At 65.2% G+C, this 22,515-nt stretch carries 16 protein-coding genes; 13 read left to right on the forward strand and 3 right to left on the reverse strand.

Annotated elements, in window-relative coordinates; translation table 11 throughout:
* Positions 1-108: 108 nt before the first annotated feature.
* The 5 genes from AC3D24_RS19835 (at position 109) to AC3D24_RS19855 (ending at position 7,808) form a co-directional block, all read left to right on the forward strand.
* Positions 109-1,257 (forward strand): efflux RND transporter periplasmic adaptor subunit, encoded by a 1,149-nt coding sequence (locus AC3D24_RS19835; protein WP_489032772.1) that lies wholly within the window; start codon positions 109-111, stop codon positions 1,255-1,257.
* Positions 1,258-1,260: 3 nt separating this feature from the next.
* Entirely contained in the window at positions 1,261-4,467 is a 3,207-nt protein-coding gene (locus AC3D24_RS19840) for a multidrug efflux RND transporter permease subunit (RefSeq protein ID WP_489032774.1), read from the forward strand.
* Positions 4,460-5,893: an efflux transporter outer membrane subunit gene (locus AC3D24_RS19845; protein ID WP_489032775.1), complete on the forward strand. Its 1,434-nt coding sequence runs from the start codon at positions 4,460-4,462 to the stop codon at positions 5,891-5,893. Before AC3D24_RS19840 ends, AC3D24_RS19845 begins: the two co-directional genes overlap by 8 nt.
* 86 nt (positions 5,894-5,979) lie before the next feature.
* On the forward strand, positions 5,980-6,675 hold the full coding sequence (locus AC3D24_RS19850) for a response regulator (RefSeq protein ID WP_093400185.1): 696 nt from the start codon (positions 5,980-5,982) through the stop codon (positions 6,673-6,675).
* Complete coding sequence (locus AC3D24_RS19855) at positions 6,660-7,808, forward strand: HAMP domain-containing sensor histidine kinase (protein WP_489032777.1); 1,149 nt, start codon at positions 6,660-6,662, stop codon at positions 7,806-7,808. Before AC3D24_RS19850 ends, AC3D24_RS19855 begins: the two co-directional genes overlap by 16 nt.
* A 4-nt stretch (positions 7,809-7,812) precedes the next feature.
* On the opposite strand, the gene AC3D24_RS19860 is transcribed toward AC3D24_RS19855, so the two are convergent.
* The 3 genes from AC3D24_RS19860 to AC3D24_RS19870 all read right to left on the reverse strand — a co-directional run bounded on the left by AC3D24_RS19860 (position 7,813) and on the right by AC3D24_RS19870 (position 10,812).
* Positions 7,813-8,847: an NAD(P)H-dependent amine dehydrogenase family protein gene (locus AC3D24_RS19860; protein WP_093400187.1), complete on the reverse strand. Its 1,035-nt coding sequence runs from the start codon at positions 8,845-8,847 to the stop codon at positions 7,813-7,815.
* A 377-nt stretch (positions 8,848-9,224) separates the two neighbouring features.
* Positions 9,225-9,488 carry a hypothetical protein gene (locus tag AC3D24_RS19865; RefSeq protein ID WP_093400188.1) on the reverse strand — a complete coding sequence of 88 codons (264 nt, stop codon included), beginning with the start codon at positions 9,486-9,488 and terminating at the stop codon, positions 9,225-9,227.
* Positions 9,489-9,543: 55 nt separating this feature from the next.
* Positions 9,544-10,812, reverse strand: a complete 1,269-nt coding sequence (locus tag AC3D24_RS19870) for an amidohydrolase family protein (RefSeq protein WP_489032779.1) — start codon at positions 10,810-10,812, stop codon at positions 9,544-9,546.
* 287 nt (positions 10,813-11,099) lie between these two features.
* On the opposite strand from AC3D24_RS19870, the gene AC3D24_RS19875 reads away from it, so the two are divergent.
* From AC3D24_RS19875 to AC3D24_RS19910, 8 genes are all read left to right on the forward strand, one after another.
* Positions 11,100-12,548, forward strand: coding sequence for an NAD-dependent succinate-semialdehyde dehydrogenase (locus tag AC3D24_RS19875; RefSeq protein WP_489032780.1), 1,449 nt, complete (start codon positions 11,100-11,102; stop codon positions 12,546-12,548).
* Between the two features lie 24 nt (positions 12,549-12,572).
* On the forward strand, positions 12,573-13,334 hold the full coding sequence (locus AC3D24_RS19880) for an SDR family NAD(P)-dependent oxidoreductase (RefSeq protein ID WP_489032782.1): 762 nt from the start codon (positions 12,573-12,575) through the stop codon (positions 13,332-13,334).
* Between the two features lie 41 nt (positions 13,335-13,375).
* Positions 13,376-13,867: a nuclear transport factor 2 family protein gene (locus AC3D24_RS19885; RefSeq protein ID WP_489032784.1), complete on the forward strand. Its 492-nt coding sequence runs from the start codon at positions 13,376-13,378 to the stop codon at positions 13,865-13,867.
* A gap of 261 nt (positions 13,868-14,128) precedes the next feature.
* On the forward strand, positions 14,129-15,988 hold the full coding sequence (locus tag AC3D24_RS19890; protein ID WP_489032786.1) for a flavin-containing monooxygenase: 1,860 nt from the start codon (positions 14,129-14,131) through the stop codon (positions 15,986-15,988).
* Between the two features lie 70 nt (positions 15,989-16,058).
* Positions 16,059-17,420, forward strand: coding sequence for an aromatic ring-hydroxylating oxygenase subunit alpha (locus AC3D24_RS19895; protein WP_489032787.1), 1,362 nt, complete (start codon positions 16,059-16,061; stop codon positions 17,418-17,420).
* On the forward strand, positions 17,417-19,252 hold the full coding sequence (locus tag AC3D24_RS19900; RefSeq protein WP_489032789.1) for a thiamine pyrophosphate-binding protein: 1,836 nt from the start codon (positions 17,417-17,419) through the stop codon (positions 19,250-19,252). The genes AC3D24_RS19895 and AC3D24_RS19900 overlap by 4 nt, the downstream gene beginning before the upstream one ends.
* 240 nt (positions 19,253-19,492) lie before the next feature.
* Positions 19,493-20,914, forward strand: coding sequence for an aldehyde dehydrogenase family protein (locus tag AC3D24_RS19905; protein ID WP_489032791.1), 1,422 nt, complete (start codon positions 19,493-19,495; stop codon positions 20,912-20,914).
* Positions 20,914-22,512 carry an SMP-30/gluconolactonase/LRE family protein gene (locus AC3D24_RS19910; RefSeq protein ID WP_489032792.1) on the forward strand — a complete coding sequence of 533 codons (1,599 nt, stop codon included), beginning with the start codon at positions 20,914-20,916 and terminating at the stop codon, positions 22,510-22,512. Before AC3D24_RS19905 ends, AC3D24_RS19910 begins: the two co-directional genes overlap by 1 nt.
* Positions 22,513-22,515 lie beyond the last annotated feature (3 nt).

Consider the following 22,515-nt stretch of genomic DNA (forward strand, 5'->3'; position numbering starts at 1 on the left):
CACCCCTGCCACGAGAATTAAACGGACACAACTTGTCCGCTTATTAATGTTGAGCTAATGCGCCGCCGTGGTCGTCACGCAAAGCGCCACGAATTCAGGAGATTATGCGTGGGCCGTCGTCGTAATTATGCCGTTCCGGTGCTGTTAAGCCTCGTGCCGCTGGTATCCGGATGCGGGGAAAAATCCGAGCAGCCGAAGGCGCCGCCACCGCCCGTCGTCGAGGTCGTGGTGTTGAAGACCGAGCGCGTTCCCAACATCGTCGAACTCCCCGGGCGCATCCAGGCCGTCCGTACCGCAGAAGTGCGCGCGCGGACCGACGGGATCGTCCAGCGCCGGGTGTACGAGGAGGGAACCGACGTGGCCGCCGGCGCGCCGCTGTTCCAGATCGACCCGCGCGATTATCAGGCGCAGGTCCAGTCCGCGCAGGCGACCTTGCTGCGCGCGCAGGCGACGCGCGGAAATGCGGCCTCGGTCGTGCGCCGCTACACGCCGCTCGTGACCGAGCGCGCGGTCAGCGGACAGGAATACGACAAGGCGCGCGCAGATCTTACGGAGGCGGAGGGCCAGGTCGCCGAAGCGCGCGCCGCGCTTGCCCGTGCGCGCCTGCAACTGAGCTTCACGACGATCCGCGCGCCGATCGCCGGCCGCGTCGGTCGTGCCGAAGTCACCGAAGGCGCACTCGTCAGCGGATCGCAGGCGACGCTGATGACGCGGGTCGACCAGATGGCGCCGGTCTATGCAGTCTTTACCGCGTCGAGCGCGGCAATCCTCGACGGTACGCGACAGATCCGGGCGGGCGATCTCAGCGTCGGGTCGCAGGCGAGTGTGACGGTGAAGCTGGTGCTCGAAAACGGCCAGGACTACGGGCTGGTCGGTCGGCTCGACTTCACCGCCGCCTCGGTCGATACCGAGACCGGCAGCCAGCTGGTCCGCGCGCGCTTCGCCAATCCGCAGAACCTGCTCAAGCCGGGCCAGTTCGTCCGCGGGCGGATCGAGGCGGGGACGATTCCCAACGGTCTGATGCTTCCCGCGCGCGCGGTGCAGTTGAAGGGCGAACAGGCCAGCGTCTCGATCCTCGGCAAGGACGGCACCGTCGTCAATCGCCCGGTGACGCTGGGCGAGATGGTCGGCAGCCGCTGGATCGTCCGGTCGGGCGTGAAGCCCGGCGAGCGCGTGATCGTCGAGGGCTGGGGGAAGATCCGCCCCGGGCAGAAGGCAAAGCTCAAGCCCGTCGCCGCAAACCAGGCGGGGCGCTGAACCATGGATCGCTTCTTCGTCTATAAACCCGTCTTCGGATGGGTCATCGCCGCGTTCATCGCGCTGGCCGGCATCCTGTCGCTGATGAACCTGCCGGTCGAGCAATACCCCTCGGTCGCGCCACCGTCGCTGACGCTGTCCTACACCTATACGGGCGCCGATGCCGAGACGCTCGACCGCAACGTCACCGCGGTGATCGAGCGCGAGATGAACGGGATCGAGGGCTTCCTGTACATGTCCGCCGCGAGCCGGTCGAACGGCACCGGCCAGGTCATCCTGACCTTCCAGTCGGGCACCGATCTCAACACCGCGCGCAGCCTCGTCCAGAGCCGTCTCAACCGCGCCGAACCGCGCCTGCCGCAGGCGGTGCAGCAGATGGGCGTGCAGATCACCGACAATTCATCGGGCTTCCTGATGATCATGGGCGTCTATTCGACCGACAATTCGCTCTCCGCGCTCGAAGTCGGCAATTATGCCAGCAACAACATCGTCAACGAGCTGCGGCGCGTGCCCGGCGTTGGCGACATCGTCCTGTTCGGGTCGCAATATGCGATGCGGATCTGGCTCGATCCGACCAAGCTGGCCGGTTATTCGCTGTCCGCATCGGACGTGCTGACCGCGGTGCAGGAACAGAACAGCCAGGTCGCGGGCGGTGGTCTGGCCGAGCAGCCGATCACGCGCGAGGCGGAGTTTACGGCCAAGATCGTCACGCAGAACCGGTTCGCCACCGCAGAACAGTTTCGCGAGATCATCGTCCGCGCGGGCCAGGACGGCTCGACCGTGCGGCTCGGCGATGTCGCGCGGGTCGAGCTCGGCGCCGACAATTACGGGTTCAAGGCGCGTCTCAACGGGCGCGAGATCGCCGGCATGGGTGTGCAGCTTGGCGCCGGGGCCAACGCGGTCGCGACCGCCGAAGCGATCAAGACGCGGATGAAGGAGCTCCAGGCGAACTTCCCGCCGAGCATGACCTGGTCGATCGGCACCGACACCACGCCGTTCATCGACGCGTCGATCCACAGCGTCATCACGACGCTAATCGAGGCGATGATCCTGGTGTTCGCGGTGATGTTCCTGTTCCTCCAGAACTGGCGCTCGACGCTGATCCCCGCGGTGGTCGTGCCGATCGCGCTGTCGGGGGCGTGCTTCGGGCTTTACGTGTTCGGCTTCTCGATCAACACGCTGTCGCTGTTCGCGATGGTGGTGGCGATCGGCATCCTGGTCGACGACGCGATCGTCGTGGTCGAGAATGTCGAGCGGATCATGGCGGAGGAAGGCCTGCCGCCGCGGCTTGCCACGGTGAAGGCGATGGGCCAGATTCGCGGTGCGATCATCGGCATCACGCTGGTGCTGATCGCCGTGTTCGTGCCGATGGCGTTCTTCCCCGGCTCGACCGGCGGCATCTACCGCCAGTTCTCCGTCACGCTTGCGGTGTCGATCTTCTTCTCGGCGGTGCTGGCGCTGACGCTCACGCCGGCCCTGTGCGCGACGTTGCTCAAGCCGCACGCGGACGATCACGGCGAGCCGCGCGCGGGCATTCTCGGTGTGCCGAGACGGTTCGGGAATTGGTTCAACGACAAGTTCGGGCGTGCGACGGAGAAATATGCCGGTGCGGTCGGCACGATGACCAGCGCGCCGATGCGCTGGCTCGCGGTGTTCGCGGTCGTCTGCGTCGTGACGTTCGTGCTGTTCACGCGGTTGCCCGGCGGCTTCCTGCCGAGCGAGGATCAAGGCTCGTTCCTCGTCAATTACGACGCGCCGGTGGGCGCGACGATGCAGCGCACCGAACAGGCGGTGATCCAGGGCGAGGCGTATCTGAGCAAGCAGCCGCAGGTCCGCAACGTCATATCGGTGCTCGGCTACAATTTCTTCGGCCAGAGCCAGGGGGCGGCGATGTCGTTCGTCGACCTCAAGCCGTGGGACGAGCGCAAGGGCGATGGCGATACGGTCGAGGCGATCATCGGCGGCGTCCAGAAGGCGGTGTTCGGCATTTCGCAGGCGAGCATCATCGCGCTCAATCCGCCGCCAATCTCGGCGCTGGGCAACGCTATCGGCTTCTCGATGAAGGTCGAGGATCGGTCGGGCACCGACCGCGCCGGGTTGATCGCCGCGCGTGACGCGATCGTCGCGGCGGCTTCGAAGAACCCCCTGCTGGCTGGCGTCCGGCCGGAAGGACAAGGCGATGCACCTGAACTCTATGTAGATATCGACCGGGTCAAGGCGCGGGCGCTGGGCCTGTCGATCGCCGGGGTAAACAACACGCTCGCGATCAATTTCGGGTCGTTCTACGCCAACGACTTCAACCGCGACGGCAACACGCTCCGCGTCTACCTACAGGCGGATGCGAAGGCGCGCATGACGCCGCAGGACGTGCTGGCGCTCCGTGTGCCGGGTCCGGAAAAGCAGATGGTGCCGTTCAGCGCGTTCGCGCGCGTCTCGTGGCGCTCAGGGCCGATCCAGCTCGATCGGTTCAACGGTTATCCATCGCTGACCATTTCGGGTCAGGCCGCTCCGGGGCAGTCGTCTGGCGCCGCGCTCGAAGCGATGGAGGCGATCGCCAAGCAGTCGCTTACCGGGTCGTTCGCGTATGAATGGACCGGTACCGCCTTCGAGGAGAAACAGGCGGGCGGACAGATCGGGCTGTTGCTCGGCCTCTCGATGGTGGTCGTGTTCCTGTTGCTTGCGGCGCTCTACAACAGTTGGGGCATCCCGCTCGCGGTGTTGCTGGTGGTGCCGTTCGGGGTGCTCGGGTCGGTGCTGTTCACGATGTTCCGCGGGCTATCGGCAGACGTGTATTTCAACATCGGCCTGATCACGATCATCGGCCTTGCTGCGAAGAACGCGATCCTGATCGTCGAGTTCGCGATCGACGACGAAGCGCATCACAAGGGTGAAGGCCCGGAGAAGGTCCGCAATGCCACGGTCGAGGCTTCGAAACAGCGACTGCGACCGATCCTGATGACCAGCCTCGCGTTCATCCTCGGCATGGTGCCGCTGGTGATCGCAAGCGGTGCGGGGGCAGCCAGCCGTAAGGCGGTCGGCACGGGCGTGATGGGCGGCATGATCGCCGCGACAATCTTCGGAATCTTCTTCACGCCGGTCTTCTACCTGCTCGCGCGAAAGTATCTGAGCAGGACACGCGATCCCGAAGGCGAGGATTCCCGCTGGGCCGCCGAAAACGACAAACGGGATGGGGACACGGTCCATGCGTAAGATCCTTCTCGCGGCGACTGCCGGCTTCACCGTCGCGCTGTCGGGGTGCAATTTCGCGCCGGCCTACCGCCAGCCGGTGGCGCCCATCTCCACGGCGTTCCCGACCACGCCGCAGTCCGCGTATTCGCAGGGACTGCTTGCAACCGATCTAGGGTGGAACGACTATTTTCTCGACTCGCGGCTGCGGTCGCTGATCGCCACCGCGTTGGAGCGCAATCGCGATCTCGCGCAGGCGGTGGCACGGATCGCCCAGGCCCGTGCGAAATACCGCATCCAGGATTCGCAGCGTTTGCCGACGATCGAGGCCAATGGCGGCGCGAACCGATCGGTCCAGCCGGCCAACGCGCTAGGTGTGCCCGGTGCGGCCGGCGGGGGCGGCACGTCGTCGGTCGACTTCACGCAATATTCGGCCAACGTCGGCGTCGCGTCGTTCGAACTCGATCTGTGGGGTCGGTTGCGCAACCTGGCGCAGGCCGAGCGCGAGGCGTGGCTTGCTTCGATCGAGGGAGAGCGGACCGCGCGGCTCACGTTGATCGGACAGGTCGCCGCGACCTATTTCAACATCCTGACCGGCGAGGATCGGATCGCGCTTGCGGAACGGACCCTGGCGGGCCGGCGCGAAGGCGTCCGGATCGCGCAGAAGCGGCTCGACGCAGGCGTGACGTCGACGGTCGATTTCGATCAGTCGATGCTGCTGCTGACGCAGGCGCAGACCGAACTCGCGGAGATCAAGCGGACCACGGCGCAGTCGCGCAACCTGCTCGACGTCCTGATCGGTGGCCCGTCTAGCACAGTGTTGCCCGCCGCACGGCCTGTGCTGCAACCCAGTCAAGTGCGGGATATCGCACCGGGTCTGCCGTCATCGTTGCTGACGGCGCGGCCGGATATTTTGGAAGCCGAGCATAATCTTCGCGCGGCGAACGCCAATATCGGCGCCGCCCGCGCGGCGTTCTTCCCGACGATCTCGCTGACCGGAGCCTACGGCTTCCTGTCGCCCACGCTGGGCAATCTGTTCAAGGGAAGCAGCGAGGCTTTCAATTACGGCGGCACGCTGAACCTGCCGATCTTCGACTGGGGACGGCGCACCGCGCAGGTGCGGCTCAACCGCGCGCAGGCCGACGAGTTGGTCGCGGCGTATCAGCGGACGGTGCAGGGCGCATTCCAGGAGGTCGCCGATGCGCTTGTCGCCCGCCAGCATTATGCCGAGCAGATCGCCGCGCAGACTCGCACCGTGGAGGCACAACTTCGTTTGGCCCGGACTGCGCGGCTGCGCTACGACAACGGCATCGCGATCTATCTCGAAGTGCTGGATGCCGAGCGTAACCTGTTCTCCGCCGAACAGTCGCTGCTGCAGTTGCGGGCAACGGATCTGCAGAACAGCGTATCGCTATATACGGCGCTGGGTGGTGGTGTGCGGACGGGTTAGATGGAATTGGAACCCGGCTCGCTAAGAAACGGTCCTCGATCAATCCTCCACAATTATCAACGATAGCTCTCGGCGAAAGGACGACCATGGCAAGCCGAGTATTGATCGTGGAGGACGAGCGAGAGATCGCGGAGCTTCTGACCACCTACGCCGAACGCGCAGGATTCGAGGTGCAGCAGGCAGGCAACGTCAAGGACGCGATCCGCCTGCATTCGCAGTTCCAGCCAGATCTCGTACTGCTCGATTTCGGGTTGCCCGGGGGTGATGGCCTCGATGTCCTGACCGCGATCCGTCGACGCGCTGATACCCCAGTCATCATGGTGACTGCATTCGACGACGAGGTGACCAAGCTTTCTTCGTTACGGCTTGGGGCGGATGACTACGTCGTCAAGCCTTTCAACCCGTCGGAGGTGGTCGAGCGGATCCGCGCCGTACTTCGGCGAACGCTGGGCGCATCGGGGCGTCGAACACTGGTGGTCGGCGCGCTGACTATAGATCTGGAAGCACGCGTGGTGACCTGCCAAGGGCAGACCACCGGTGGCCCGGTCCGCGTATCACTAACACCGTCCGAATTCGAGATTCTGGCACACATGGGTCGTCAGCCGCGCCGCGCCTTTTCCCGCGCTGAACTACTCCAGGCGGCATCACCTGACAGCGATGCCTACGACCGGGTGGTCGACAGTCACCTGTCGAAATTGCGCCAGAAGCTTGGATCTGCGGGCTGCGCAGACATGATCGAGCCGGTACGGGGCGTGGGGTATAGGCTATGGTCCGAATACTGAACCGTATTGTCACGCGGATGGTGTTGCTCGCAGCGCTGATGACTGGGCTGACGATGTTCGTCGGGCTTGGCGGCTATTACGCGGCAATGTACTACCGGTTCGACAACGTCGCTCGACACATGCCGCCCAAGGCACGCGCGGAACTCGACTGGCTCGTCCGATCGGGACAGCGCGGCAGCGACCGCTATTACGACCTGTTCAACCGGTATGGCGACGATGGCCCGCGAATTACCGATCTCGGCTTCATCGCCTCGATCGGTCTGATTTCGATTCTCGCCGGGGGGGGCATCGCCACCGTGGTTGCGCGGCGGATCAGCCGACCAGTCACTGCCGTGGCGCGGGCCGCGGCACAGGTGTCTGCGGGCGACCGGTCGGTCCGCGTCGATCCTCGGGGCGGATCTGGCGAGACCGGCGAACTCATCGCGAGTTTCAACCGGATGGCGGCGGAAATCGAGGCGTACGAACGCGAACGGACCGTCCTCACGGCAGGCATCGCGCACGAACTGCGCACTCCGCTGACGATCCTGAAGGGCCGGCTGCACGGACTTGCGGACGGCGTGATCGATCCCGCCAAAGGCGAGGCCGACAGGTTGCTCCGGCAGGTCGAACAGCTCTCCACGCTGGTCGAGGATCTGCGGACTCTGGCCCATGCGGATGCGGGGGAACTGGAACTCGAGCGCAAGCCCATCGATCTAGCAGATGTCCTGCGCGCTGCGGTGGCTGATCTGCGGGCGTCGAGCGCGCTGGTGCCGGTGGCGTGGACGGAGATGTACGTCCCCGCCGTCGTGCTGGGCGACCGGGTACGATTGACGCAAATCTTCACCAACATCCTAACCAACGCCGTGAAGCACGCCCCGCCCGGAAGCCGGATCGCGGTGTCGCTGGTCAACGCGAACGGGCGGTGCGTTGCGAGCGTGATCGACGAGGGCGACGGCTTTGCGCCCGAGGACGAACACCGGCTTTTCATCCCGTTCTGGCGCGCCGGCGCAGACAAGCGTGCGGGCAGGCCCGGTAGCGGCATCGGCCTCACGCTCGCAGCCAAGATGGTCGAGGCCCATGGCGGTAGGATCGCCGCCAAGAACCGTGCCGATCGATCGGGCGCGTGCTTTTCGGTCTCCATTCCCGCGGCGTAAGGGGTCAGAACGTCGCGACGACTTGCGGAAGGTCGATCGTCGTGCGGATGCCGGGCTGCGCGGCACACACCGCGGCGACCGAGTTGACGGCGCGGTGCGCAGTGTAGCCGGGCATCACCGCCGCATAATCCTCCATCGCGACGGGGAAGGTGATCGCGACCTCCATCGGCGTGTCGCCGGCGACCGAGACGTGCCAGCCGGTCTCGCGCAGCGTCCAGTCGCGGTCGAGGTCGGTGGCGCAATACCAGTGCGCGCGGAAGCGGAGGACCGGTTTGCCGTCGTGCAGGCCGTTGATCGTGATACGTTGGGCAGCGACGGTGCCGGCCTTCAGGACACCTGCGGCGATGGGCGTGTCCTTGGTCACGACCGCGACCTCGCCCTCGACACTGGTCGTATCGAACGGCAGGCCGATCGCATCGGCGACCTGGTTCAGTGACGCGAGGAAACTGTCGCGGACATGCGCGAGCTTGGCGTCGTCCATCGGGCCGGGTGCCGCGCCGAAACCCATGACGTCGAAGATCATCGCCGGGCTGTCGCGGCGGGATACGTCGGCGAACTCGTCGATCGTCAGGCAATCGAGGCGGCGTTGCAGCGACAGCAACGGCAGGACGAGCGCTTCGGTGACGAACCCCGGGCTGCTGCCAGTGCTGTAGATCGAGGTTCCGCCGGCTGCACACGCGGCCTCGATCTGCGCGAGGATCGCCGGGTCCATGGTCGACGGGTGGTGGAATTCCGACCGCGTGGTGACTACGTTCTTGCCCGATGCGAGCAACGCGCAGACTTCGTCGTAATCGCAGCCCTGCCGCATGTAGAGCACGCAGTCCGCGTCGAGGCTGAGGATGTCGTCGATCGCGCTGGTCGCGATAATGCCGGTATCGGAAAGGCCGCACAGGTCGCCAGCGTCACGTCCGGCCTTGTCGGGGGAGCCTACGTAGATACCGACCAGCGCCATGCGCGGGTGCGCGATCACGCCGCGCAACGATTGCCGGCCGATGTTGCCGACCGACCATTGAATCACACGAAGGATCGGTTCGGGCATCGCTCTTTTCCCTTATTGCGGTCGCCGGTGCTGTCAGTCCCCTTGGCGAAGGCGGGGGCCCTTTGGGGGACAGTTTTTGTGAGGTCCGCGCATCGTTACTACGGCCTCTCCAACTGGGCCCCGGCCTCCGCCGGGGGGCATGGTTTCTGCATCAGCGTAGACGACCAGCCGCGCATTTACGCAGCGGCCAAACTCGGACCCTGATCATTGCAGGGCTGATCCCGAAGCCGGTCGGAGGTTGTCAGACGTCCGTTCCAATGCCGGCATCCGCTTATTGTTCTCCCGCGAAGGCGGGAGCCCAGTCTGGGCCCCGCCTTCGCGGGGAAACAGGGTTTGTTTGCCGGATGACTATAATCAGAGCCGAATGCCCATCGGCCCTAAAGCGGCTTGCTCATCAGATAGGGCAGCGTGGAAGACGCGATCGACGACCGTTTCCCGCCGGGATGGATAACCGTGACACGCCCTAAGCCCGGTGAGACGACGACGCCGACGACATCGTCGACCCATTTGTGCAACGCCGCACGGCTCCATTCCAGTTCGCTACCGTCGATCGTCGCGACGCCGGAGGCTTCGAGTTCCTCCTCGAGTTCGATCACGCGGTCGGTGACGGCGCGGAGCGCTTCGTCTGGTGCTTTGGTCATGCTTGCTCCCTTGCGGCCCGCCGTTGCTCCAACGACGGGCCGGTATCGCCTCTGATCAGAACGGCAGGTTGTACATCCGCACCGCGTTGGTCTCGAGCACCTTCTTCTTGATGCTGTAGTCGTAACCGCCGAGCGACTTCTGGATGTGCTTCTGCACGCCGGGATAGAGCGAGGTCGGATGCGGGAAGTCGGTTTCGAACATCATGTTGTCGAAGCCGATCGTCTCCAGCAGCAGCTTCGGGCCGATCGTTTCGAACCAGAAGGTGCCGAAGAAGTGATCGTGGAAATACTCCCACGGCGTCTTCCGCAGCACGCCACCCGCGCGGTTCGGCAGCATCTCCTGGAACTGGTGCTCGAGCGCCTCGACCGCGAACGGAATCCAGCCCATGCCGCTCTCAATCAGGCCTATCTTGAGGCCGGGATGCTTGTCGAGCCGGCCGCTGACCATCCAGTTGCCAAGCGTCGCCACGTTGCCGATCGAGAACATCGTCGCGACCACCGACAGCGTCTGCTCGAACGCAAACCCTTCCCATGTCAGCGTCGTCGGATCCATCGCCGCGTTCAGGTGGAAGTTGATCGGTGTGCCCGTGCTGCTGCACAGGTCGAGGAAGTCATCCCAGTATGAATGCATGTACGAGGGAACACCGACGCGCTCTGGCGTGTCGGGCAGCACGAAGCCCTTGAGCCCCATGTCGATGCAGCGACGCGCTTCCTTGTCGAGCGCGGCTTTGTCCCACAGCGGCAGATGCGCCATCGTGAACAACCGGTTGCCCGAGACGCGCTGCCGCTCGACGGCCGCGTCGTTGTACATCTTGATGATCTCGACCGCGAGCTCGTTGTCGCCGAGCGACATCAGCGACCCGGCCTGCGTCACGCCGGAGTTATGGTAGCAGATCTGCGCATAGACGCCCATGTCGTCCATCGCCTGCAACCGCGGCTTGACCTCATGGCCGCCCGGATGCGCCTCGTCCAGCGTCGGGAAGGCAAGGCGGCCGAGCAGCTTGTTGTTGTCCTTGCTGATGACGTTGCCGCCCATCGACCCGAAATCGCGGTCGCCGACGAACCAGCGGTCAACGTCGTTGACGCGGCGGACGACGGGAACACGGTCCTTGAACTTGGCGGGTGCCTGCGAGGTGAAGAGATCGGGCGCTTCGGTCAGATGCGTGTCGGTGTCGACGATCTTGATGCCGGCCAGATCCTCGGCAAGTCCGCCGGACTGCGTGGCATAGTCGACCTCGCGGATCACGCCGCCACGGGTATAGCCTTCCGCCGACCAGTATTTCCGTGCGTCGCTAGCCAGATCCTTGGTGTCGTTATCCGCCATGATGTCCTCCATCCAATCCGTTTTTTTCGGTCGATCCGTTGATCTGGTTCGTACCGGCTTTGTCTCGGGCTTATCTCGGGCGTCTCGTTGGAAACGCAGTATCAGTGACATACGCGCATCGCCGGGTGGCTATCCACCCTGAGACGGTGGTGCCGTGCAAAGTCCGCCCCGGCGATGGACCGGCAATTGGCCGCTGGGCGGGCACCGTGCGGGCGATGCCTGCCGGGCTTCATTGACGGCGTAAGGACCGCCCCGCAAAACGCCGACCATTCCACGGAGCAAGACGCATGACTTTCACGCTGACGGATCGGACGCTGCTGCGCGAGCAATGCTATGTCGACGGCGCATGGATCGGGGCCGGTGCGATCGACGTGACGGATCCTGCGAGCGGTGAGGTCCTGGGTGCGGTTCCGTCGCTGGGCGCGGACGAGACGCATGCCGCGATCGCTGCCGCCGAGGCTGCACTGCCGGCGTGGCGCGCGAAGACGGCCGGCGAACGATCGAAGCTGTTGCGGCGCTGGTTCGAGCTGATGATGGCGGCGCAGGACGATCTCGCGATGATTCTGACGCGCGAGCAGGGCAAGCCGCTCGCCGAAGCCAAGGGCGAAATCGCCTATGCCGCGTCGTTCGTCGAATGGTTCGCCGAGGAAGCCAAGCGCCTCTATGGCGAAGTGATCCCGAGCCACCGCGCGGACAGTCGGATCGTCGTGATCAGCCAGCCGGTCGGCGTGGTCGCCGCGATCACGCCGTGGAATTTCCCGGCCGCGATGATCACGCGCAAGGCGGCACCGGCGCTGGCGGCGGGGTGTACGATGGTCCTCAAACCGGCGACGCAGACGCCGTTCAGCGCGCTCGCGCTCGCGGTACTGGCCGAGCGGGCGGGGATACCCAAGGGCGTGTTCAACGTCGTCACTGGATCGTCGCGCGTGATCGGCGCCGAACTGACCGGCAGTCCGGTGGTGCGCAAGTTGAGCTTCACCGGGTCGACCGAGGTCGGCAAGACGCTGATGGCGCAGTGCGCGCCGACGATGAAGAAACTGTCGATGGAACTGGGCGGCAACGCGCCGTTCATCGTCTTCGCCGACGCCGATCTCGATGCCGCGGTCGAGGGAGCGATGGCGTCCAAATACCGCAACAGCGGCCAGACCTGCGTGTGCGTCAACCGCATCCTCGTCCAGCGCGACGTCGCCGAGGCGTTCGAGGCCAAGCTCGCCGTGGCGGTGGCGAAATTGAAGGTCGGACCAGGCACCGGCGAGGGCGTCGCGCAGGGGCCGCTGATCGACAACGCTGCGGTCGCCAAGGTGGAGGAGCATATCGCCGATGCGCTCGCAAAGGGCGCGCGGTTGGTCGTGGGCGGCAAGCGGCATGCGCTTGGCCACAGCTTCTTTGAGCCGACGATCGTGTCGGGATGCACCACCGACATGGCGCTGGCGAGCGAAGAGACGTTCGGGCCGCTCGCCTCGATCTTCGTGTTCGACACCGAGGACGAGGCCATCGCGCTCGCCAACGATACCGAGGTCGGGCTGGCGGCGTATTTCTATACGCGCGATCTGGCGCGGACATGGCGCGTCGGCGAGGCGCTGGAGGTCGGTATCGTCGGGATCAACACCGGCATCATATCGACCGAAATCGCGCCATTCGGCGGGATCAAGCAATCGGGCATGGGCCGCGAAGGTTCGCGCCACGGGATCGAGGATTATGTCGAGCTCAAATATCTCTGCATGGCCGGGCTCTGAGCCGCAACAACACGAGGATATGAGATGGATTTGAACGGCGTAGCGGCGATCGTCACGGGCGGCGCATCGGGACTCGGCAATGCGACCGCGACGATGCTTGCGGACGCCGGCGCGAAGGTCGCGATCTTCGACCTGAACGAGGAGGTCGGCGCGGCCGCGGCAGAGACCCTGGGCGGCGCGTTTTTCAAGGTCGACGTGTCCGACGATGCGAGTGTCGCCGAGGCACTGAAGGCGGCGGAAAATCTGCACGGCCCGGCGCGCGTGCTGGTCAATTGTGCCGGCGTGGCGCCAGCGATCCGGATCGTCGACAAGCATGGTGCGGCGCATCCGCTCGCCGCGTTCCGCAAGACGGTCGAGGTCAATCTGATCGGCACGTTCAACATGATCTCGAAGTTCGCCGCGCGGCTGATCGCGGCCGGGATCGACGGCGAAGAGGCCGGCGTGATCGTCAACACCGCGTCGGTCGCGGCGTATGACGGGCAGATCGGGCAGGCGGCCTATGCGGCGTCGAAGGGCGGTGTCGTCGGCCTGACGATCTCGGCGGCGCGCGACCTGGCGCAGCATCGTATCCGCGTCGTCACGATCGCGCCGGGCATCTTCCTCACGCCGATGCTGATGGGCCTGCCGCAGGCCGCGCAGGATTCGCTCGGGACGCAGGTTCCGCATCCGAGCCGGCTCGGCAAGCCCAGCGAGTACGCGCAGATGGTCGGTGCGATCGTCGCCAACCCGATGCTCAACGGCGAAGTGATCCGGCTCGACGGCGCGATCCGCATGGCGCCGCGCTGAGAGGGGCGCTGACGACGACACATTTCCCGGGAGAGCAGACGATGACCGATTTCGTGACGGCCGATTGCGGCATCCGGCAGCTGCACGCGCGTTTCGTCGACGCGGTGTGGCGACAGGATATGGCGGTCTTCGCGGCATGCTTCGCGACCGACGGCATCTGGAAGATCGCCGGTATGGTCATGACCGGCCGCGACGAGATCGCTGCGGCTGCGGGCAAGCTGCTCGGTCGATGCGAGCGGATCCAGCTGGTCGTCGGTCAGCCGATCCTGGAGGTCGGAGAGGGTACGGCGATCGGCCGGTTGCAGGTCACCGAGTTCGCCAAGAAACATGACGGTACCAGCGCGATCACCTTCGGCACCTATTACGATCGGTACGTCGACGAGGACGGGGCGTGGCGGTTCCAGTGGCGGCATTGGACGATGGCGTATCACGGCCCGACCGACCTGAGCGGCGACTATGTCGTCCCGCCCGATTATGGCGCGTTTCCGGGTATGCCTGGGCCGGACGAGCCTACGTTCGTGCGCAAAGCGTAGACGATATTGCGATCCTCCCCCGCAAGGGGGAGGTGGCTGGCACTTGCCAGACGGAGGGGGCGGTAAACGCATACCTCCGTTCCGTGTCCTCCCCCTCCGTCGCCTTCGGCGCCACCTCCCCCTGGCGGGGGAGGATCGGAAGCCGATGCGCCTTGATCCCGATCTGCAAACCCATCGCTCCCGCGGATTCTCCCCCCGCCGCTTGGTAATGGACAGCGATGTTCATTAGGGTTGGTGCAACGAGAAAATCCGGGAGTGGATATGACCTGCCTGCCATCACGGACGCCCTCGGCTGACGAGATCGATATTCCCGCGCTGAAAGCACGCTATGCGCATGAGCGCGACAAGCGCACGCGGACCGAGGGCCAGGAGCAATATGCCCGCCCGACCGGCGACGTGGTCGAGGATTACGTCACCGATCCGCACCAGCCGGTAACGCCGCGCGATGCGATCGCCGAGGATACCGATGTCGTGGTGCTCGGCGCAGGCTGGTCCGGGATCATGGCGGCCTATCAACTGGTCAAGCAGGGCATCACGGATTTCCGCGTGGTCGACACGGCCGGCGACTTCGGCGGCGTCTGGTACTGGAACCGCTATCCCGGCATCCAGTGCGACAACGAATCCTATATCTATTTGCCGTTGCTCGAAGAGACCGGCTTCATGCCGTCGCGCAAATTCGCCGACGGTCGCGAGATCCAGGGCTATGCGCGGGCGATCGCGGATAAGTTCGGCTTCGCCGACAAGGCGCTGTTCCATACGCAGACCAACGGGCTTCGCTGGGACGCCGAGATCGACCGGTGGCACGTCTCAACCAACCGCGGCGACGAGATCCGCGCGCGCTTCGTCATCATCGCCAGCGGTGTGCTCAACATGCCGAAACTGCCCGGCATCCCCGGCATCGAAAAGTTCAAGGGCAAGATGTTTCACAGCGCGCGCTGGGACTATGACTATACCGGCGGCAGCTACGAGAACCCGGTGCTAGACAAGCTGGCCGACAAGCGCGTCGCGATCGTCGGTACCGGCGCCACCGCCATCCAGATCGTGCCGTATCTGGGGCGTTACGCCAAGCAGGCCTATGTCGTGCAGCGCACCCCCTCCAGCGTCGACGAGCGTCCCAATCCGCCGACCGACCCGGACTGGGCGAAGTCGCTGCAGCCCGGTTGGCAGAAGGCGCGCCAAGTCAATTTCCACCGCGCGGCGATGGAGGCGTTCCACCCCGGCGACGAAGACCTGATCTGCGACATCTGGACCGAGATCAGCCGCAACCTCGCCGCCGAACTCGCCGAGGAGGGCTGGCCCGCGCTGACCCCCGAGCAGTTCATGGCGAAGCGCGACGTGGTCGAGTTCCGCGTGATGGAACGGCTCCGGCGCCGGGTCGACGACCTGGTCGAGGACCCGGCGACCGCGGAGGCGCTGAAGCCCTATTACCGGTTCCTGTGCAAGCGCCCGCTGTCGAGCGACGAATATTACCCGACCTTCAACCGGCCCAACGTCGAACTGGTCGACGTCTCGCTCACCAAGGGCGTCGAGGCGATGACCGAGAAGGGCTTCATCGCGAACGGACGCGAATACGAAGTCGACTGCATGATCTTCGCCAGCGGCTTCGAGGTCACGAGCGATCTGGAACGGCGCTGGGGCATCGACACGATCGAGGGGCGTGACGGCGCGTCGATCTACGATCACTGGCGCGACGGGCCGCGGACCTTTCACGGCGTGATGACCGCGGGTTTCCCCAACCAGTTCTACATGGGGTATATCCAGGGCGGGTTGAACGCGTCGGTGACCGAGCAGAACGGCCGCCAGGGTTATCACATCGCGCACATCATCGGCGAGGCGCTCAAGCGCGGCACGCTCGTCGTCGAGCCGACCCAGACCGCGATGGATGCGTATGTCACGCATTTCGAAGGCAACGAGATCGATATGTCGGCCTTCTCGCGCGAGTGCACGCCGAGCTATTTCAACAACGAGGGCGAGGGGGAGGGCAAGGCCAAATGGCGCCTGTTCCGCGCCTATGCGCCCGGGTGGGACGCGTTCCAGACGCTGCTGACGACATGGCGCGACAAGGGCGATCTGGAGGGGCTGTCGCTGACCGCATCGAGCGCGAAATCGCACGGGCGGTGAATGGTGGCGCGGGCTGGACTTCGGATGCCGATGTCCGAAGAACCGGCCTTCTGAGGGAAGGATCAGTCCTGTGAACATCGCCGTCGAAGAACTCGCAGAACCACTTACCTATCCGGTCGAAGCGTTCCTGTCGCGCGAGTATGCCGAGGCCGAGAAGGAGAAGCTCTGGCCCAATGTCTGGCAGATGGTCGAGCGCGTCGAGGACTTTCGCACAGTCGGCGATTTCGTCACCTACAACATCTGTGACGACTCGATCATTGTCATCAAGACAGGTGAAGACAGTTTCAACGCGTTCCACAACGTCTGCCCGCATCGCGGCCGGCAACTGATCGATACGCCCGACGACGTCCACAGCGTCCGCGGCAACCGTCGCAATTTCGTCTGCGGTTTCCACGGCTGGACGTTCGACCGCGACGGTAACAACATCTTCGTGCTCGATCCGCAGGACTGGAAGGGTGTGTTGACCCCCGAGCGAACCTGCCTGTCGCGCGTCCAGGTCGACACCTGGGGAGGCTGGGTGTGGATCAACATGGATCCCTATGCCACGCCGCTTGCCGAGTTCCTAGGCGAAGCGGGGCGCCTCCTGTCGCATTTCGAGATGGATAAAATGCGCTACAAATGGCGCAAATGGACGGTCTATCCGAGCAACTGGAAGACCGCGCTCGAGGCGTTCATGGAGCCGTATCACGTTGCGGGCACGCACACGCAACTGCTCGATTACGCAGAATTCTACGCCTATAGCGCGGCCTATGGTCTGCACGGCGTCAGCGGTTTCGACCAACGCGATGCTGCCGACCGGATGAGCCAAGGGTCCAGCGTGACGCGCGCTGGCAAGGGTGCCGATGCGCGCATCTCGACCTACGAGCTGATCAAGGAAAACTACGAGACGCTGAATTACGCGGCGTCGACCGAGACGCTGGTCGTCGCCGCAAGCCGGTTGCAGCACGAACTGCCCGAGGAGACACCGGCGGGCGAGGTGATCGCGCACTGGATGAAATCGGCCAAGGCAGACGATCTAGCGCGCGGTATCGTTTGGCCGGAAATCCCGCCCGAAGTTACCGCCGAGGCTGGGCTCGCCTGGCACGTCTTTCCCAACATGTCGGTGCTGCAGGGGATCACCTTCGCGCTCTGCTATCGCGCGCGGCCGTTCGGTGACGACCCGAACATGTGCATCTTCGAATCCTACGCGATCGAGCGCTATCCCGACGGCGAAGAGCCCAGGACCGAATGGGAAAATGCCGAGCCAACCGCCGAGAACTGGGGCGCGGTGCTAGCGCAGGATTTCTCGAACATGCGCTGGGTGCAGAAGGGCATGAAATCCCGCGGCTTCCGTGGGCCGCTGCCCAACCCGCACCAGGAACGCAAGATCACCAATTTCCACCGCAATCTGGCCGCGTTCATGGGAACCGGCGAACCGAGGTTATTGCCATGAGCTACGACGACCCGAAGCCCAAGCCCGCTCAGCCGATATCGCTGCTGCCGGGCCAGGCCGCGCCGACCAATACGGCAACCTCCGAACTCTCGCTGAAGGCGGGCGGGACGCCGGTCTACAAGCGTGTCCTCGATCTGTTCGAGGCGGAAGGAATCAAGACGCTGTTCGGCATCCCCGATCCGAACTTCGTGCATCTGTGCCTGGAGGCCGAGGCGCGCGGCTGGACGGTGGTATCGCCGCATCACGAGGCGGCGGCCGGCTTCATGGCCGAGGCGGCGTCGCGGATCACCGGCAAGCCGGCCTTGTGCTTCGGTACGCTCGGGCCAGGGCTCGCGAACATGATGCCCGCGATCCAGTGCTGCAAGGTCGAGAACTCGCCGGTGATCTTCCTGGGCGGCCAGCGCGCACGCGTCACCGAGCGGCGAGTCCGTCGCGGTCGCATCCAGTTCGTCCGGCAGGAGCCGATGATCGAGGATTCGGTCAAATATTCAGGGTCTATCGAATATGCCGACCAGACCGACGAGGTGATCCGCGAGGCGATCCGTATCGCGATGTCCGGCACGCCGGGGCCAACCTACGTCGAATACCCCAGCCACATCATCCTCGAGGAACTCGACGTGCCTCCGGTCCTGCCGCCGCACCGCTATCGCCTGGTCAACCAGGGCGCCGACGGCGATCGGATCGCGGAGGCCGCCGAGTTGATCCTTGCCGCCAAGAACCCGATCCTGCTGGTCGGCCATGCGGTCTACACCAGCCAGTCGGGCGCGAAGGTGAAGGAACTCGCCGAGCTGATGAACTGCCCGGTCATCCAGACCTCGGGCGGGACCAGCTACATCAAGGGGCTTGAGGACAAGACCTTCCAGTACGTGTTCTCCGATGCGTCGATCGAGGCGGTCGAGGAGTCGGATCTGGTCGTCGCGCTCGGCACCGAACTTGGCGAGCCCGTGCATTTCGGTCGCTGGCGTCACTGGCATGCGGGCGAGGGGAACCGCAAATGGATCTACGTCCAGCAGGATCCGACCGCGATCGGCGTCAACCGTGCGGTCGATGTGCCGCTGGTCGGCGACCTCCGCGCAGTCGTGCCGCAGCTGACGCGCGCATTGGGTAAGGGGCGCGAGGCTGGTGAACAGCTCGCCAAGTTCATGCGCGACGGCAAGGCGGAACTCGACAGCCTTGCCGAGGAAACGCTGACCAAGAGCGACGGCACTGGCAATACGCAGGTCCACACCTCGCGTTTCATCGTCGAGGCGACCAAGGCGTTTCCCGAGGGCGGCATCATGATCCGCGACGGCGGCGCATCGGTGATTTTCGGCTGGACCTATAACCAGTGCAAGCCGAACGACGTGATCTGGAACCAGAATTACGGGCATATCGGCACCGGACTGCCGTATGCGACGGGCGCGATGCTCGCCGATATCGCGGAGACCGGGGTGACGCGGCCGGGGATGCTGGTGACGTCGGACTCGTCGTTCCTGTTCCACATCGGCGAGCTTGAGGTCGCGGTGCGTCGCAACCTGCCTCTGGTCTGCGTGGTCGCAGTCGACTTCCAATGGGGTCTCGAGGTCGGCGTCTACAAGCGCACCTTCGGGCTTGGCACCGCGGAGACCGGTACGCACTGGAGCAACAAGGTGCGCTTCGACAAGATCGCCGAAGGGCTCGGCGCGTATGGGCAGTATGTCGAGACCGCGGACGAGATCGGGCCGGCGATTGCGCGCGCCTATGCGCATGGTGGCCCGGCGGTGATCCACGTGCCGATCGACCCCAAGGCGAACTCGGAAGAGATGCCGAAATACGACAAGTTCCGCACCTGGTACGCCGAGGGCACGCAGTAAAACTCGGGGCCGATCGATATTCAGGTTGAGACCGCCACACCGGCTCTTCCCCCGTCATGCCGGGCTCGTTCCGGCATCCACGGTTCCGCAGGAGCGATAGAATTTGGCTCGCGGAACCGTGGACCCCGGAACCAGTCCGGGGTGACGGATTGATTTTGAAAGCTGTCGTGACTCAGACGATCTGAATTTCGATCCACCCCGCCTCTTCCTTGAAGGGGAAGTAATATCCAGGAGAGACCCATGCACGAGTATCTGAAGTTCTACATCGATGGCGCGTGGGTCGATCCGGTCGAGCCCAAGACCGCGGATGTCATCAACCCTGCCACCGAAGAGCTTGCCGGGGTTATCGCGTCGGGCTCGGTTGTGGACGTCGACAAGGCGGTTGCCGCCGCACGTCGCGCGTTCGCGAGCTGGTCGCAGACGACGCGCGAGCAACGCCTCGACCTGCTCGGGGCGATCCAGGCCGAATACGCCAGGCGCCAGACCGAGCTCGGCGACGCGATCATGGAGGAAATGGGCGCGCCGGCCTCGCTCGCGCACGGCTTCCATGTCGGGCTCGGTGCCGGCCACCTCCAGACCGCGATCGAGGTGCTGCGGGAATTCAAGTTCGACGAACAGCGCGGTGCGACGATGATCGCGCGCGAGCCGGTCGGCGTGTGCGCGCTCATCACGCCGTGGAACTGGCCGATGAACCAGACTTGCGTGAAGATCTTCCCCGCGCTCGCCACCGGCTGCACGATGATCCTGAAGCCGCCGCAGCTTGCGCCGTTCTCCGCGCAGATCCTCGCCGAGATCCTCCACGACGCGGGCGTACCGGCCGGCGTGTTCAACATGGTGCAGGGTTCCGGCAGCGTCATCGGTACTGCGCTGTCGACTCACGCCGATGTAGACATGGTCTCGTTCACCGGCTCCGAACCGGTCGGCGTGCAGATCCAGCAGGATGCTGCGACGACCGTGAAGCGCGTCGCACTCGAGCTTGGCGGCAAGAGCCCATTCGTCGTTCTCGACGACGACGCGATGGCGCAGAACGTGGCGGCGGCGACCGGGGGCATGATGGGCAATTCGGGCCAGACGTGCAGCGTCGGCTCGCGCCTGCTGGTCCCGGCGGCTCGGCTCGACGAGGCGGTCGCGGCGGCCAAGGCGGCGGCGGGGGCCGTGACGGTCGGCGATCCCAAGGGCGAGTTCGCGATGGGCCCGGTCGTCTCCAAGGCGCAGTACAACAGCATCCAGGACTATATCCAGAAGGGTCTCGACGAGGGTGCCACTCTCGTCGCCGGCGGGCTCGGCAGGCCCGACGGAATCGACAAGGGCTGGTTCGTGCGGCCGACCGTATTCGTCGGCACCAACGACATGGTCGTCGCGCGTGAGGAGATCTTCGGGCCGGTGCTCGTCATCATAGGCTATGACGACATCGACCAAGCAGTCGAGATCGCCAACGACACCAGCTTCGGGCTCGCCGGCTATGTCAACGGCACCGACCTTGATCAGTGCCGCGCGGTCGCGCGGCGGATGCGGACAGGGTGGATCAGCATCAATGGCGGGTTCGATTTCCACGCGCCGTTCGGGGGCTACAAGCGCAGCGGCAACGGCCGCGAATGGGGCGAATTCGGCTTCGACGAATATCTCGAAGTGAAGTCGCTCCTCGGTTACGTCCCGGCCTGATGGCCGCTCTGCTCAGCCGCTACAGCGCGCCCGCCGCCGCAACCGCCGCGCCCGGCTGGACGCTGTCGCGCACGACGCCGCCGAGCCGCCTGTACGGCGCCAACGGCCTGCGTACCGGGGCGGACGGGCGGCTCTATGTTGCGCAGGTGACGGCGAGCCAGATCAGCGCGGTCGATATTGAGACCGGGCTCGTCGAGGCGATCAGTCCGATGGGCGGCCGGATCGTCGCACCCGACGACATCGTCTTCGACGAGGCGGGCAATCTCTATGCGACCGAGATCACCGAGGGCCGCGTCTCGATGCTGGCGCCGGACGGCAGCGTCCGGGTCATCCAAGGCGATATGCCGGTCGCCAACCCGATCACCTGGCATCAGGGCCGGCTGATCGCGGGCGAATGCCGGGTCGGTGCGCGGATCATGGAGCTGAGCCTCGACGGCGGCGCGCCGCGCGTGATCCTCGAAGGCGTGCCGATGGCGAACGCGTTCGAGGTCGGACCCGACGGCCTGCTGTATTTCCCGGTGATGGGCACGAATGAAATCTGGCGAGTCAGCCTCGACGGCGGCGCGCCCGAGGTGGTCGCGGGCGATCTCGGCGTACCGGATTCGGTCAAGTTCGATTCCAAGGGCCGCATCGTCTCGACGCAGGTCGCAAGCGGGCAGGTACTGCGGATCGATCCGGTTGCCGGTACGCGCGAAGTGCTCGCCGATCTCGGTCCGGGTCTCGATAACGTCAGCTTCGTCGGCGACCGGATCTTCGTCACGAGCATTCCGGGCGAGATCACCGAGATCCTCGGCGGCGGCAAGACGCGGTCGGTCATTCCGCGCGGGTTGCAATGGCCGCTCGGGCTCGCGGTCGGTGCGGACGGCGTGCTGTTCGTCGCCGATGGCGCGTTCGGGTATTCGCTCGCGCCCGGTGGCGCGCTGACGTTGGCTGGCATGATCTTCTATCCCGGTTGCCCCGGCTACCTCCGCGGTGCGGTTGCATCGGCGCCCGGTGAGTGGGTCGTGACGACGGGGCTGGGCGCGGTGGCGCGATATCGGCCTGGCGCGGGCGAAAGCGACCTCATCGCGACCGGATACGACCAGTTGATGGGTGTCGACATCGCCAGCGACGGCGCCCTGGTGTTCGCCGAATATGGTACCGGCCGGCTGTTGTCCGCGGACGGGGGCGACGTGACCGAACTGGCGATCGGGCTCGACAAGCCGATGGGTGTCGCGATCGGAGGCGACGGCAGCGTGTACGTCGCCGAAACCGGGGCAGGGCGGGTCGTGAAGATCACGGGTGGTAAGGCCGCGACGGTGGTCGACGGGCTGTACGCGCCGCAGGGACTGGCGGTACGCGGCGATAGGCTGGTCGTCGTCGACGCGGTTGCAAAGACGGTATCCGAGATCGACCCGGTCGCAGGCACGTCGCGGATCATCGCCGCGAACCTGCCGGTTGGAGCCCCAGTCGGGATCGCACCAAAATTCCTCGGTCCGATCGGCGACATGGCGGGGCCGATGATCCCCTTCGCGGACGTCACGGTCGCCGGCGACGGCGTGCTCTACGTTTCCGGCGATGCCGAGGGTAGCGTGCTGGCGCTGCGCCAGACGGGATGATGC

The organism is Sphingomonas sp. SL1004 (genome assembly GCF_057815015.1).